The following is a 14,253-nucleotide window of genomic DNA, read 5'->3' on the forward strand; positions in this document are numbered from 1 at the left end:
GATACCGCGGACGGTAATCGAACGTTAAACGCGGCGTTGCCCACGCGGGTCCGGGCCGCCCTCGGCGGGGGGCGTGTGCGGAACCGGGCCGCCCTCGCCGAAGACGAAGTCGCACTGCGGGCGCCACACGCCGTCCACGCCGTGCTCGTACAGCGAGAAGCCCCACACGTCGAAGTCGGCGGCGTAGCCGGCGAGGTCCTTGAACGCCCGGTCCATGACGTCGTCGGGCAGGTGGTGGGCGATGGTGACGTGCGGGTGGTACGGGAACGGCAGCGGCCGGGCCAGCGGGCCCGACAGCACCCGCGCCTGGACGCGCTCGCAGCCGCCGATGCCCTCGGCCAGCGCCACGAAGACGACCGGCGAGACCGGCCGGAACGTTCCGCTGCCGCGGAGCCTGATCCGGAACGGCCGCTCGGTGCGGGCGATCTCCCGCAGATGGTCCTCGACCGCGCCCAGCGCCGGATCGGCCACCTCGGTCGGCGGGAGCAGTGTGATGTGCGTGGGGATCGCGGAGGCGAGGGGATCGCCGAACGACTCGCGCTTGGCCTGCAGATGCGCGCCGTGCGGGTCGGGGATCGGGATCGCGACGCCGATCGCGCGGACCGCCGCCCCGTGCCCGGCGTCGCGGCAGACGCCGGGACCGCCGGACCCGCCGGAGACTCCCTCCGCCGCGCCGCCGCCGCTCGCGGAGGGCGCCTCCCCGGGGCCCTCCGCGGCGTCGTCGTGTGTCGGACGGTCAGTGACCACGTCCCACGAACCCCACCCGGTCGCGCACGATCTCCATCGTGCGCACGGCGACCTCGGACGCGCGTCCCGCGCCGTGGGCGAGGAGCCGGTCGAGTTCCGCCTCGTCGTCCAGCAGCTTGAGCGTGCGCTCCCTGATCGGTGTGAACGTGTCGAGGACGATCTGCGCGAGGTCCTTCTTGAACTGCCCGTAGCCGGAGCCCTCGTACCGGCGTTCCAGGTCGGGGATGGACGTGCCGTCCAGCGCGGAGTAGATGCGCAGCAGGTTGGTGACGCCGGCCTTCTTCTCCTCGTCGTAGACGACCTCGGAGCCGGTGTCGGTGACCGCGCGCATGATCTTCTTGCGCATCGGGCCGGGCTCCTCCAGCACGTCGATGATCCCCTGCGGGGACGACGCGGACTTGCTCATCTTCGCGTCCGGCTCCTGCAGGTCGGTGATCTTCGCGGCGCCCGGCGGGATGTGCGCCTCGGGCGGCACGAACGTCTCGCCGAACCGGTGGTTGAAGCGCTGCGCGAGCGTGCGGGTCAGCTCCAGGTGCTGCCGCTGGTCCTCGCCGACCGGCACGCGCAGCACCGGTCCCCCTGTGGGGGGACGACCCCCCACACCCCCCGGAACGGCCCGGTCCCCCTCGCCCGGCTCGGGCGTGTAGAGCAGGATGTCGGCGGCCTGCAGGATCGGATAGGTGAACAGCCCGACGGTCGTCCCGCTCGTGCCCTGCTTGGACGACTTGTCCTTGAACTGGGTCATCCGCCCGGCCTCGCCGAACCCGGTGAGGCACCCCAGCACCCATGCCAGCTCGGCGTGCTCGGGGACGTGGCTCTGCACGAACACGGTGGCGCGGTCGGGGTCGAGGCCCATCGCAAGGAGCTGCGCGACGGCGACCTTCGTCCGGCGGCGCAGCACCGCCGGGTCCTGCCCGATGGTGATCGCGTGGAGGTCGACCACGCAGTAGAACGCGTCGTGGGTGTCCTGCATCGTGACCCACTGCCGGAGCGCGCCCAGATAGTTGCCGAGGTGGAACGAGTCGGCGGTTGGCTGGATGCCGGAGAACACGCGGGGGGTGGCCGCGGCGGCGGCTTCGGCGGGCGCTGCGGGGCTGGGCACTGGGCTGGACGCTTCGGGCATGTGCACGGACCGATTCTCTCAGGTGTCGCCGGAGGCTCCGATGGCCGCCCGCGGGGTCGCGGACGGGGTGCCGGGCGGCACCGTGACGGCCTGCGGCGTCGCCCGCGGCATGACGCGCACGCGGGCCACCCGCCGGCCGTCCATCCGGGCCACCGCGAGCCGGCGGCCCGCGGCCTCCACCGAGTCGCCTTCGGCGGGCACGCGGCGCAGCACCGCCATGATGTGCCCGGCGACCGTCTCGTAGGGCCCGGCGGGCAGCCGGATGCCGGTCTCGTCGGCGAAGTCGTCCAGGTTGAGCAGGCCGTCGACCTCGACCACGCCGCCGTGCAGGCGCCGTGCCTGCGCGTCCTGCACATCATATTCGTCGCGGATGTCGCCGATGAGCTCCTCCACGAGGTCCTCCAGCGTGACGATCCCGGCGACGCCGCCGTACTCGTCCATGACGATCGCCGGGTGGCAGCCCTCGCGGCGCATCTCCGACAGGACAGGCAGGACCCGAACCACCGGGTCCCGATTCACCGGATCCCGAACCGGCGGACCGCCCGAGCCGTCCGGTGGGTCGGGGACAAGCAGGTCGCGGATGTGCACGAAGCGCTGTGAGCTGGGTGTTCTCGGCGACCAGCGCCCGCATGCGCTCGGCGGTGAGCTCCTCGCGGAGCGCTGCCGGGTCGCCGCCCGAAAGCCGCACGACGAGGTTGGTCGAGCTCCACAGCAGCCAGACCAGGGGGCGGGCCAGGGTGCGTGCGTGGCCCCCGGGCGGCCGGGACGGTGTCCGGTCCATCTGTTCAGCCTTCCCCGTTCGGCGTTCCGGATAGCCTGGGCGAACCCCGCCGTCCAAGACTCTCTCCGTGGAGGTACGTCAGTGAAGCTGCTCGTCACCGGAGGCGCCGGCTACGTCGGCAGCGTCGTCTCCGCTCTGCTCCTGGAGGCGGGGCACGAGGTCGTCGTCCTGGACGACCTGTCCACCGGGCACGAGGACGCCGTTCCGGAGGGCGCCCGGCTGGTGCGCGGCACACTGCGGGAAACGGCCGCGGAGGTCCTCGGCGGCGCCGGGTTCGACGCCGTCCTGCACTTCGCCGCCAAGTCGCTCGTCGGCGAGTCGGTGGAGAAGCCCGGCCTGTACTGGGACAAGAACCTCGGCGAGTCCCTGGCGCTGCTGGAGGCGATGCGCGTCGCGGGCGTCGCGCGGATCGTGTTCTCCTCGACGGCCGCGACGTACGGGGATCTCGACTCGCCCGGGATCGTGGAGACCGACCCGGCCCGCCCGACCAACCCGTACGGCGCGTCCAAGCTGGCGATCGACACGGCGCTGGCCGAGTACGCGCGGCTGCACGGCCTCGGCGGGGTCTCGCTGCGGTACTTCAACGTGGCGGGCGCCTACGGCCGGCACGGCGAGCGGCACACCGTGGAGACCCACCTGATCCCGAACGTGCTGAAGATCGCGCAGGGGGACGGCGAGTCCGTGCGGCTGTTCGGCGACGACTACCCGACGCCGGACGGCACCTGCGTCCGCGACTACGTCCACGTGGTCGACCTCGGCCGCGCCCACCTGCTGGCGCTGGACGCCTGCGCGCCGGGCACCCACCAGATCTTCAACCTGGGCAGCGGCACCGGCAGTTCCGTCCGGCAGGTCGTGGAGGTCTGCCGCGAGGTCACCGGACGGGAGATCCCCACCGAGATCGCGCCGCGCCGTCCCGGCGACCCGGCCGTGCTGGTCGCCTCGTCCGACAAGATCCAGGCGGAGCTGGGCTGGAAGCCCGAGCGGGACCTGCGCACCATGGTCGACGACGCGTGGACGTTCCTGCGGTCCCGATGATCACGAACCACGCCCCCGCCCTCACCGAGGCGTTCGGCACGGCCTTCGGGCGCGCACCCGAGTGCGTCTGGCGCGCACCCGGCCGCGTCAACCTGATCGGCGAGCACACCGACTACAACGACGGTCTCGTGCTGCCGTTCGCGCTCCTTCAGGGCGTGTCGGTCGCTGCGGCGCGCCGCGACGACGGCGTGGTCGAGGTCCGTTCGCTCCAGGCCCCCACCGCCGTCACCGCACCGGTGGACGGCGGCCCGGTCGTCGCCGAGGGGTGGCCGCCCGACCGCGGCTGGGCGGCGTACCCGGTCGGCATGGCGCGGGTGCTGCGCGAACACGGGACGGGCGGCGCGTCCCTGCTCGTCGACTCGGACCTGCCGCAGGGCGCGGGGCTGTCGTCGTCCGCCGCGCTGGAGTGCGCCACCGCGCTGGCGCTCTGCCACCTGTACGGCGTCGAGATCGGCCGTGCCGACCTGGCGCGGCTGGCGCAGCGCGCCGAGAACGAGCAGGTCGGCATGCCGTGCGGGCTGATGGACCAGGCGGCATCGCTGCTGAGCGTCCCCCATCACGCTCTGCTCCTCGACTGCCGCAGCGGCCTGTGGTCGCCCATCCCGTTCGACCCGGCCGAGGCGGGCCTGGCCGTCCTCGTGGTCGACACGCGGGCCTCGCACGCCCTCACGGGCGGCGAGTACGCGCGGCGGCGCGCCGAATGCGAGGAGGCCGCGTCGCTGCTGGGCGTCGAGGCGCTGCGCGACGTCAAGGATCTCGCCGGGGCCCTCGGGACGCTGCGCGACCCGGTCCTGCGCCGCCGCGTCCAGCACGTCGTCACCGAGAACCACCGCGTCGAGGCCGCCGCCGGGCTGCTGCGCGCCGGGGCCGCCGGCGAGCTCGGCGCGATGCTGAACGCCTCGCACCTGTCGCTGCGCGACCAGTTCGAGGTGTCCTGGCCCGAGGCGGACACGGCGGTCGACGCGGCCCTGCGGGCCGGTGCCCGCGGCGGCCGGATGGTCGGCGCCGGCTTCGGCGGTTCCGTGCTCGTCCTGACCCCCGGCGACCGCGCGGACAGGGTGCGGGACGCCATCGCCGCCGCCTACGACGAGCGCGGCTGGGCGTCCCCGGAGTTCATCGAGACCATTCCCGCCGGGGGCGGATACCGCGTTCCCATCGGCTGGTAGTCACTCCCGCATGGCGGAGGTGATGTCGTCGCGGAGGCGGGCGGCCTCCTCGGCGGGGCCCGTCTCGTCCAGGGTGCTGAAGCCGTCCACGGCGGCGGACGCGAGGGACGCCGCCTCCGGCAGCCGCCCGACCTGCGCCAGCAGGCGGGCCTGGTCGTAGGAGACCAGCGCGGTCTCCCAGATGCGGGCGGGCTCGTTGTCCGGTGGCAGGCTCGCCAGCGCCGCGCGGGCCGCCTCCATCGCGGGGACGGCCTCGTCGCGCTCGCCGCACCACAGCAGGCACATCGCGGCGCGGCGGCGGGCGCGGACGACGCCGTACGGGTCGCCGGCCTTCTCGAACGCCTCGGCCGCCGCGGCGAACCGCTCGGCGGCCTGCGCGTCCCTGTCGAGGCCGGTCAGGACCTCACCGGCCTCGTCGAGGAAGTGGGCGACGGCGCCATGCTCGCCGTCCTCCCCGGCGTCCTCCGCGAGGGTCGCGAACGTCGCGGCGGCGTCCTCCTCGCCCAGGTTCTTCTGCGCGTGCGCGAGGATCAGTCGGCAGCGCCGCCCCGCGCCGCGGTCGGGCAGGTCTTCGAGGGCGGGCAGCGCCTCCTCGGCGGCCTCGGCGGCCTCCAGGAACCGCCCCGTGGACAGGTAGCCGGCGGCGAGGTCCACGCGCAGGTGGACGGCCTGCTCGTGCAGTCCCTCGGCGGTCCAGCCCGCGATGGCCTCGGCGAGGTCGGCGACGGCGTCCGCCGGGCGGTCGGCGGCGAGCAGCGCGAGACCCCGCTCCGAGTGCGCCGCCGCACGCATCGGCGACCCGGCGGGCACCGCGGCGATCACCTCGTCGAACAGGGAGAGCGCCTCCTCGTCCGGGCCGCCCTCGCGGCCCGCCAGGACGCGGGCGAGGAGCAGCATCGGCGTGGCGGCCTCCCGCGCGCCCCCGGACGCGCGAGCGGCCTCCACGGACCGGCGCAGCGACGCGACGCCGTCGCCGGTCTCGCCGGTCATCAGGAGCGACTGCCCCCGCACGAACCACACTTCACCCGCCCGGTCGGGGGCGTCGTCCGGGTCGACCCGGCCGAGCACGGCGAGGGCGTCGGCGGGGCGGTCCTGTTCCACGTGCGCGTTGGCGAGCCGCAGCAGCGAGCCGGTGGCGTCGCCGTCCTCGGTGGGGTGGCTCGCGAAATGCTCGACGGCGGCGGTCATCTCCTCCAGGCCGCGCGGGTCGCCCATCTGCGCGTGCATCGCGCCGATGCGGCCGAGCGCGCGGTGGCGGCGCGTGTCGTCGCCCAGTCCGCCGAACAGCCGGGACGCCTCCTCCCAGCACTCGACGGCTCCCTCTTCGTCGCCGTCGAGGGCGCGCTCGACGCCCCGGCCGTCCAGCCGGCGGGCCTTCTGCAGCGGTGTCGGCTCGGCCGACTCCGCGAGGACGTCGAAACGCTTCCACGCGGCGAGCGTGACCTCCACGTCCCGCTGGATGCGGCGCCTGTCGGCGATGTCCAGGAGCGCGTCGAGGTCGTCCACCGACGCGATGTCCTCCTGCGGGGCGGGCGCCGATGCAGGGACGGGACGGCGGTGGTGGGCGGCCAGCGGCAGGAAGTCCGCGACCGGCTCCGCCGCCAGCGTGGCGCGCACCCTGTCGCCCTGGTGGGACGTGCCGTTCCGCTCGTCGAACCGGGCCGCCAGCGTCGTCGCGCGCTCGGCCAGCTCGGTGCGCAGCTCGGGCAGCGGCACGTCCGCCGCCGGGCGGCCGTCCGACGCGGGACGGCGGACCGTCGCGCCGCCGTGCCCGGCCGCCGCGACGCGGTCAAGGACCAGCGCCGACGCCGCGGCGAACTCCATCTCCGAGTGCGGGCTCGGCGCCCGGTCGAGCCACCCCAGATGCCGCTGCACGATCTCCAGGCCCCGCGCCTCGTTGCCGGTGATCGCGCAGAACTCCAGGTGCTCGGCGATGTCGCCGAGATCGGCGAGCCTGCTCCGGTGCACCCGGTAGGCGCGGCGATGCGCGTCGGCGGCCTGCTCGGGGCGGCCCGTGCGCAGATACACCGGCAGCATCGCGGTCAGGACGGACTGCGGCTGCTCGTTGCACGACAGCTCCGACGTCAGCACGGGCGCGGCGATCTCGAACGCCTCCTCGTGCCGTCCGGCCTGGGCGAGGTGACGGACCATGCCGGTCGGGTCGCAGCCCTCGCAGTCCGACAGCTCGTCCCGCCGGGCGGCGCGCCACTTCAGATACCAGTCGCCGGCCGCCCCGTCACCCACATGCCGGGCGACCACGTGGCGGCGCCGGTAGACGGCCTGGAGGCTGTGGCCGCCCGCGAGGTAGCGCCGCTCCATGTCGTCCAGGAGGGCGTAGGTGCGGTCGAGCGGGATCTCGGGGAACAGCGTCAGGGACGACACCACCGCCTTCATCTGCCACAGCAGCACATGCGTTTCGTCGAACCGGCCGGGGTCGCGGTCGTGCTCGGCGAGCGTCCGGCTGAACGTCGCGAGGGCCTTCGCGGGCTCGCCCCCGTACTGGTAAGCGTCGGTCAGCCGGGCCCGCACCCGGAACGCCAGCACCTCGTCACCGGCCGCCTCGGCGCGGCGCAGCGCGTCCTCCACCAGGATGGTGCGGGCCTCCCCGTAGGGCAGCTCGTCCGCCTGCGCCAGCAGCGCGGCGACGTCGTCAAAGCTCACTGGGGCGCCTCCGGGGCGTGGACGGCCCACTCCAGCAGGCCGATGAACGAACGGTTCAGGACCGCCGTGTCGGCGGGACGCAGCGGATGGTGGCCGAGCAGCAGCGCCTGCCCGTACAGCGCCTGGACGGCCGGTTCGACCGGCCCGTCCTCCCCCAGGGACGTGACGCGCCGGGCCAACGGATTGCGGTGGTTCAGCACCAGCTGCGGGCGTTCGACGCCGGCGGTGGCGCCGACCGCGCCCAGCACATCGGCCCACAGCTCGTCGGCCTCGTCCCGCGCCCGGCCGAGTTCCTCGCGGAACTGCGCGTCGCGGCTGGTCAGGTACAGGGCGGGCAGCGACGCCGGGTCGAAGTCGCGGATCACCACCTCGCAGCCGAGCCGCTCCACCGCCCGCTGCGCCGCCGCCAGGAACGGCCGCAGCGCCAGCTCCGCCGCCGGGTCGAGGACACCGAACGTCGTGGTCAGCTGCGCCGCGTCCAGCCGGGCGAGACGGATGTCGGGGTCGAGTTCGGGCAGCCGCTCGATGATCTCCGTGTCGTGGACGTAGCCGCCGTTGACGAGCCCGACGCCCTGCGCCCCCGCGACCGCCGACAGCCGCCGGAACTCGTCCACGCTCGGGGTGAACCGGCCGTCCGGGTGCCGCCGGCGGAACTCGGCCAGCGTCATCGGCCCGGCGGACGTCTCGTAGTCGAGCCAGCGGTCCACGATCCGCAGCATGTCGGCGTCGTGCAGGGCCATCGCCTTCACGCCGAGCTGATGCAGCCGCAGGAACCCGCGCAGCCGCGGCGGGTCGGTCTCCGACAGCCGGACCAGCCACTGCCGCAGGACCTCTCCGAGCCCCTCCCGCGTGGCGTCGAGCAACTCGTCCTCGTACAGGGCCTCGCGGCTCGCGGTCGGACGCAGCTCCCCCGCGTCCACGACGCACCGCGCGAAGAACGCCCACTCGGGCAGGAGCCCCTCCACACCTTCGGCCAGCAGCATCCGCTTGAGGTAGACGCGATGGGAGGCGCGCGCGGTCGGCGAGACGGCCTGCGGCAGGATGAACGCCACTCCCGTCAGGCCCGCCTCCGGCACGTCCAGATCGACCACGTCGAACGGCGTGAACCCGTACAGCTCCTCGCAGTACTTCTCCAGTGCCCGCCGCCGCCCGGCCGGATCGCGGTGTGACGCCCGCCATGGCGGCCCGCCACCCGTGACCGGGACGCCGTCGACGGTGAGATCGACCGGCAGGAGCGACCCGTACGTGCGGGCGAGATCCGCCACGACGGGCGGGCTCAGCAGTTCGGCGGCGCCCGGGCGGGCCCGCAGCGTGACCGTCGTCCCCGGCTCGTCCCTCTCGGCCGGCTCGACGCGGTAGCTGCCCTCGGAACGCCCCGTCCACCTGACGGCGTCGCCGCCGCGCGCGGACCGCGTCACGACCTCGATCTCGTCCGCGACCAGGAACGCCGACAGCAGCCCGATCCCGAACTGGCCGAGGAAGTCATGCCGGGCGAACCCCAGCTCGTCGCGCTTGGACGACCGCCCGATCGTGGCCAGCAGCGTGTGCACCTCGTCCGCGGTGAGGCCGACGCCGTCATCGTGGACCCGCAGCGTCCCGCCACCGGTCTCGATCGCCACACGGCCGCCGTCCCCGCCCCGCGCGGTGATCGCGTCCACCGCGTTCTGCAGCAGCTCCCGCAGATACACCCGCGGGCTCGCGTACAGATGGCGGCTCAGCAGATCCACCACCCCGCGCAGATCCACCTGAAATGCCTGATCCGCCACCGACGCCCCCCCGATCACCCTCATACGCGATCACACCCTAGCGACCGATACCGACCACATTCCGGTGATTTTCCCAGCGCCGATGTCTTCGATGAGCTGATGGCCGAGGTGATGGCGTCCGCCGACGCCTTCGGCCACCGCCAGCACGTCCACCTGACCTGGCTGGCGGTGCGACGCGTCGGCATGCCCGCGGCCATCGCCCTGGTCAGCGACGGCATACGGCGCCCCGCCCGCTACGCGGGGGCGCCCCAGAAGTACCACGCCACCGTCAGCCGGGCCTGGGTGGAGCTGGTGGCCCACCACACGGCCGAGCATGACCGCCCGGACTTCGCCGCCTTCGCCGAACGGCATCCCGCACTGCTCGACAAGCGCCTGCTCACACGCTTCTACCGCTCCCCGACACTGGCCGGCGCCCAGGCGCGGACGGGATGGGTCGAGCCCGACCTCGCCCCGTTCCCCTGGACGCCCTCCAGCCGTTAGGCGCCCGGACGAGAAGGCACCGGCGTCACCGGCAGCCGCACGGCGGCCGGGCGCGAGCGAGCCCCGGACCCGCCGTGGGACCGGGGCTCGCTCGGCGGCGGCAAGGGGAGTGCTCAGCCCGCCGCCCGCTTCACGAGTGCGGTGATCCGGGCCTCGTTGTCGGCGGTCAGCTCCGTCAGGGCGAAGGCGGTCGGCCACATCGCGCCGTCGTCGAGGCTCGCCACGTCGTTGAAACCCAGCGTCGCGTACCTCGCCTTGAACTTCTGCGCGCTCTGGAAGAAGCAGAGCACCTTGCCGTCCTTGGCGTAGGCGGGCATCCCGTACCAGGTCCTCGGCACCAGGTCCGGCGCCGCGGTCTTGACGATCTCGTGCAGCCGCTCGGCGATGACCCGGTCCGCGTCCGCCATCTCGGCGATCTTCGCGAGGACGTCGCGCTCCCCGTCCGCCTTGGCCTTGCCCAGCCGCGCGGCCGCCTTCAGCTCCCGGGCGTGCTCTTTCATCGCGGCTCGTTCGTCGTCGGTGAACCCGTCGAACTTCTCGCCGGCCGCGGTGGTGGTCTTCTGCGTTCCGCTCATGGTGGGGTCTCCTTGTTCGTTGAGTCTTGAGGGTCTCTGCGGGTCTCTGCGGTTCCGCTCTATCCCCACGCGCCGGCGACCTGCCGGGTGGTGGCGTTGAGCCGGTTGAACAGGTTGGTGACGCCGATCATCAGGACGATCGCGGCCAGTTGCTTCTCGTCGAAGTAGGTGGCGGCGACGTCCCAGATCTCGTCGCTCACCGCGTCGGGCCGGTCCGCCAGCCGGGTGGCGGCCTCCGCCAGCGTGAGCGCCGCCCGCTCCTCGCCGGTGAAGTACGGCGCCTCCCGCCAGGCGACGACCGTGGCCAGCTTCTCCTCGCTCACTCCGGACTTGCGGGCCGTCTTGGCGCCGGCGTCCACGCAGGCGCTGCAGCCGTTGATCTGGCTGACCCGCAGGTGCACCAGCTCCAGGGTCCGCCCGTCCACTCCGCCCGAATGGACGGCCTTGAAGATCTCCTGGATGGGCTGCATCGCGCCGGACAGGACGGCGGCCGGGTTCTCCATACGAGACTGCATCGCGGGTTCCTCCTCTGGGTGGGCGCCTGCCTTGCGGGGCGTGTCTCCATCACAGCCGGTGGGGCTTACGATGACGACGGCGATGGGACGCCCTGGGACAGCTGAAACACCTCTGAGCAGCGGCGACTCGTCCCAGGAAACGTTCACGGGGACGGGACAGGGGAGGCGCGCGATGGCGGTGCAACAGCCTGCAGCGGGACATGCCGACCCACGTGACGAGCTGGCGGCCCGGCTGCGGCTGCTCCAGGAGCTGTCCGGGCGCGGCGTCCGGGCCCTCGCGCGGGACGCCGACCTCAGCTCGTCGTCACTGTCGCGCTACCTCGGCGGCCAGACCGTGCCGCCCTGGTCCGCGGTGATCGCGCTGTGCCGCCTCGTCAAGCGCGACCCCCGCCCACTGCGTCCCCTGTGGGTCCGGGCGTCCAGCTCGCCGGCGGCGCCCCCGAAGACCAGCCGCCAGGTCCAGCCGCCCTCGCCACCGGCCGGGGCGCCGCGCCCGCCCCGCAACGACCTGCCGCGCGACATGCCCGACTTCACCGGACGCGAGGCCCAGCTCGCCGCCGTGCTCGCCGCGGTGGACGGCAGCCGGGTGGTCGCCGTCGACGGCATGGCGGGCGTCGGCAAGACCTGCCTGGCGGTGCACGCCGCGCACCGGCTCGCCGACGCCTATCCCGACGCCCAGCTCTACGTCGACCTGCACGGTTTCACCGCCGGACGGGAACCGCTCGATCCCGACCCCGCGCTGCGGACCCTACTCGCCGCACTCGACGTGCCATCGGAGAAGATCCCGCAGGAGGGCGGCATCGAGGCGCTGGCCGCCTGCTGGCGTTCCGAACTGGCCCACCGGCGCGCCGTCGTCGTCCTCGACAACGCCGCCGACGCCGACCAGGTCCGCCCGCTGCTTCCCGGCGCCGGACCGACCGTCGCCCTGATCACCAGCCGCAACCGGCTGCTGGGCCTGGACGAGGTGCCCCCGGTGTCGCTGGACGTGCTGTCCCCGCACGAAAGCGCCGAGCTGCTGGCCCGCGCCAGCGGCGACCCGGGCGGGCCCGACGGCCGGCTGGCCCGCGACCCGGAGTCCGCCGCCGAGGTCCTGCGGCTCTGCGGCCATCTGCCGCTGGCCCTGCGGCTCGCCGCGGCGCGGCTGCGGCACCGGCCGGGCTGGACCGTGGGGATCCTCGTCGAGCGGATGGCGGAGGGCGCCACCGAGTTCGACACGGCGTTCGCCATGTCCGTCCGGCAGCTCGACCGGGCGCAGCGCCGCTTCTTCCGGCTTCTGGGCCTGCTGCCCGGCTCGACCTTCGACGAGTACGTCGCCGCGGCGCTGGCGGACGTGCCGCTGCGCGGAGCCGGGGCGATGCTGGAGGATCTGCTCGACGCGCACCTCGTCCAGCAGCCGGCGGCCGGACGCTACCGGCTGCACGACCTGGTACGCCAGCACGCCCGCCGGGCCGCCGCCGAGCAGGAGTCACAGCCGGAGCTGGAGCAGGCGCTCGGCCGGGTGCTCGACTACTACGTGCACGCGGCGGCCGCCGCCGACGCCGCGGCGTCGTACCTGTCCCCCGCCCGGGAGGTCACCGCCGGCCGTCCTCCGGCCGCGCTGCCGGCATTCACCGACAAGCATTCCGCGCTCTTCTGGTTCACCACCGAGTACGCCAACCTGATGGCCGTCTTCGAGGCCGCGGCCACCGCCGGAGCCGACGTGCACGTGTGCGAGCTGCCGCGTTTCATGCGGGCCTTCTTCGCGCGGCGCTGCGGCACGACGCACCTCAACGTCCTCTTCGAGCACTCACTGGCCGCCGCGCAGCGCCTGGACGATCCGCTGCAACTGGCCGAGGCGCACAGCGACCTGGGCTTCGCCCGCTACAACGCGGGCCGGATGGCGGAGGCGGACGCCGCGTACGAGGCGGCGGCGCCGCTGGTGTCCGGGAACACCAGGTCAACGGCCGAACTGACCATGCGCCGCGGATACCTCAGATGGGACGAGGGCCACGTCGAAGAGCCCCTTGGCCTCTTCCGTCGGGCCGGTGAACTCTACGCGGACGCCGGTTGCCCGATGGGAACCGCCCACGCGACCGCCTACGAGGCCTGGGCCCTGCTCCAGCTCGGAGACCGGGAGAACGCCGCACGACTGGCCCGCGAGGCGCTTTCCCTCCCGCACACCGACCCCGCGTGGCCCCCCACGCTGACGGCCCGGATCACCCTCGGCGTGGCCATCGCCGACGAAAAACCCGACGAGGCGATGGAGCACCTGGAGCAGGCGCTCGCCTCCGCCCGCGAGGACGGGCACAAGCACAACGAGGCATGGTGCCTCAACTGCCAGGGCGTCGCACTGCGCCAGATGGGCCGGTACGACGAGGCGCTCGCCTGCCACCGCCGGGCGTTCGCCCTGCTCGACGAACTGTTCGAGGAACACTGGAAGATCCACTTCCTGGACGGCTACGCGGAGACCTGCCGCCTGGCGGGCCTCCCCGAAGAGGCCCTGCGCCTGCACCGCCAAGCCCTGGACCTGGCACCGAAACTGGGCTACCGATTCGCCGAGGCCCTGGCCCACGAGGGAATCGCCGCCGCCCTCGATGAGACGGACCCACCCGCAGCCGCCGAACACCGCACCGCCGCCCAGGCCGTCCTACAAGACCTGATTCCACAGCCCTGACGCGACAAGCGCGAATACTGGAATTGCAGTGGAGACCGACAAGGGTGGCGATCGCAGTCAGTGTGAACACCTGACCACCCCACCGGGGCACCGGCCGGTACCGCGCTGAATCACGAACAGGTCGCGACGGGAACAGGTCGCGACGGGAACAGGTCGCGACGGGAACAGGTCGTGACGGGGTGGACGATCATGGCCTGACGGCGGAATGTGGCATTGGGTCCCAAGGGTCGGCGGTTTGGCGGTTCCCCCGGCTGGGGGTGCCTTTCCGTGGGGTGCGGCGCCGGTGCCGTTGTCGCGGGCTCGGGTCCGGTGCGCACGACGAGCTGGTCGTCGGTGGGCTGGTCGTAGGTGGGCTGGTTGTGGGTGGGCTGGTTGTGGATGAGTTGGGTGTAGCGGTGGTGTGTTCCGGCTGCCGGGGGTTCGGGGTGCCGGAGTGTGGTTCCGGTGGTGGACGGTGTCGGCGGCGGGCGTCGCGGGGTGGTTGGAGCCGGTAGGCGTGGCGTCCGTCGGCGGTTCGGGCGATGTGGACCTGGTCGGGGTTGGCCGCCTTGAAGCGATTGTGGAACCCGCAGGTCAGAGCGAGATTATCGATGTTGGTGGGGTTGTCGTCCAGGGCCCAGCCGGACACGTGGTCCACCTCGCACAGCGTCCCTGGCACTTCGCAGCCGCCCACTACGCAGGTGGGGTACAGCGTTTCGAGAACTCGGCGCTGCCCCGGGCTGGCGAATCGGGCGGTGCGGCCGAGGTAGAG

At 73.5% G+C, this 14,253-nt stretch carries 12 protein-coding genes; 5 read left to right on the plus strand and 7 right to left on the minus strand.

Features of this window, described 5'->3' with window-relative positions; all coding sequences use genetic code 11:
* Positions 1-24: 24 nt before the first annotated feature.
* The 3 genes from ACGFK0_RS33730 to ACGFK0_RS33740 are packed head-to-tail and all read right to left on the minus strand — an operon-like array spanning position 25 to position 2,374.
* On the minus strand, positions 25-747 hold the full coding sequence (locus ACGFK0_RS33730; protein ID WP_392912389.1) for a 2'-5' RNA ligase family protein: 723 nt from the start codon (positions 745-747) through the stop codon (positions 25-27).
* Positions 737-1,870 carry a tryptophan--tRNA ligase gene (trpS, locus tag ACGFK0_RS33735; RefSeq protein ID WP_392912417.1) on the minus strand — a complete coding sequence of 378 codons (1,134 nt, stop codon included), beginning with the start codon at positions 1,868-1,870 and terminating at the stop codon, positions 737-739. The genes ACGFK0_RS33730 and trpS overlap by 11 nt, the downstream gene beginning before the upstream one ends.
* Positions 1,871-1,888: 18 nt before the next feature.
* Positions 1,889-2,374 (minus strand): transporter associated domain-containing protein, encoded by a 486-nt coding sequence (locus ACGFK0_RS33740; RefSeq protein ID WP_392912391.1) that lies wholly within the window; start codon positions 2,372-2,374, stop codon positions 1,889-1,891.
* Positions 2,375-2,732: 358 nt separating this feature from the next.
* Between ACGFK0_RS33740 and galE the strand changes: the two genes are divergently transcribed.
* Entirely contained in the window at positions 2,733-3,686 is a 954-nt protein-coding gene (gene galE / locus ACGFK0_RS33745; RefSeq protein WP_392912393.1) for a UDP-glucose 4-epimerase GalE, read from the plus strand.
* A complete protein-coding gene (gene galK / locus ACGFK0_RS33750; protein WP_392912419.1) occupies positions 3,683-4,852 on the plus strand; it encodes a galactokinase in 1,170 nt (389 codons plus the stop codon). Before galE ends, galK begins: the two co-directional genes overlap by 4 nt.
* On the opposite strand, the gene ACGFK0_RS33755 is transcribed toward galK, so the two are convergent.
* Positions 4,853-7,513: a hypothetical protein gene (locus tag ACGFK0_RS33755; protein WP_392912395.1), complete on the minus strand. Its 2,661-nt coding sequence runs from the start codon at positions 7,511-7,513 to the stop codon at positions 4,853-4,855.
* Positions 7,510-9,279 (minus strand): HSP90 family protein, encoded by a 1,770-nt coding sequence (locus ACGFK0_RS33760; protein ID WP_392912397.1) that lies wholly within the window; start codon positions 9,277-9,279, stop codon positions 7,510-7,512. The genes ACGFK0_RS33755 and ACGFK0_RS33760 overlap by 4 nt, the downstream gene beginning before the upstream one ends.
* 99 nt (positions 9,280-9,378) lie before the next feature.
* On the opposite strand from ACGFK0_RS33760, the gene ACGFK0_RS33765 reads away from it, so the two are divergent.
* Positions 9,379-9,759, plus strand: coding sequence for a hypothetical protein (locus ACGFK0_RS33765; RefSeq protein ID WP_392912399.1), 381 nt, complete (start codon positions 9,379-9,381; stop codon positions 9,757-9,759).
* A 113-nt stretch (positions 9,760-9,872) separates the two neighbouring features.
* On the opposite strand, the gene ACGFK0_RS33770 is transcribed toward ACGFK0_RS33765, so the two are convergent.
* Entirely contained in the window at positions 9,873-10,334 is a 462-nt protein-coding gene (locus ACGFK0_RS33770; RefSeq protein ID WP_392912401.1) for an iron chaperone, read from the minus strand.
* 59 nt (positions 10,335-10,393) lie between these two features.
* Entirely contained in the window at positions 10,394-10,849 is a 456-nt protein-coding gene (locus tag ACGFK0_RS33775) for a carboxymuconolactone decarboxylase family protein (RefSeq protein WP_392912403.1), read from the minus strand.
* A 172-nt stretch (positions 10,850-11,021) separates the two neighbouring features.
* Here ACGFK0_RS33775 and ACGFK0_RS33780 point away from each other — a divergent pair, with 172 nt between their 5' ends.
* Both ACGFK0_RS33780 and ACGFK0_RS33785 read left to right on the plus strand, forming a co-directional pair.
* Positions 11,022-13,502, plus strand: a complete 2,481-nt coding sequence (locus ACGFK0_RS33780) for a tetratricopeptide repeat protein (protein WP_392912405.1) — start codon at positions 11,022-11,024, stop codon at positions 13,500-13,502.
* Between the two features lie 496 nt (positions 13,503-13,998).
* A partial coding sequence (locus tag ACGFK0_RS33785; protein ID WP_392912407.1) for a hypothetical protein occupies positions 13,999-14,253 on the plus strand: 255 nt, incomplete at its 3' end.

Source organism: Spirillospora sp. NPDC048823, from assembly GCF_043198445.1.
Taxonomy (GTDB): domain Bacteria; phylum Actinomycetota; class Actinomycetes; order Streptosporangiales; family Streptosporangiaceae; genus Spirillospora.

Coding starts and splice junctions, on each gene's coding strand:
- trpS (WP_392912417.1), bottom strand. CDS start 1,870: ATGCCCGAAGCGTCCAGCCCAGTGCCCAGCCCCGCAGCGCCCGCCGAA.
- ACGFK0_RS33770 (WP_392912401.1), bottom strand. CDS start 10,334: ATGAGCGGAACGCAGAAGACCACCACCGCGGCCGGCGAGAAGTTCGAC.
- galK (WP_392912419.1), top strand. CDS start 3,683: ATGATCACGAACCACGCCCCCGCCCTCACCGAGGCGTTCGGCACGGCC.
- ACGFK0_RS33780 (WP_392912405.1), top strand. CDS start 11,022: ATGGCGGTGCAACAGCCTGCAGCGGGACATGCCGACCCACGTGACGAG.
- ACGFK0_RS33765 (WP_392912399.1), top strand. CDS start 9,379: ATGGCCGAGGTGATGGCGTCCGCCGACGCCTTCGGCCACCGCCAGCAC.
- ACGFK0_RS33775 (WP_392912403.1), bottom strand. CDS start 10,849: ATGCAGTCTCGTATGGAGAACCCGGCCGCCGTCCTGTCCGGCGCGATG.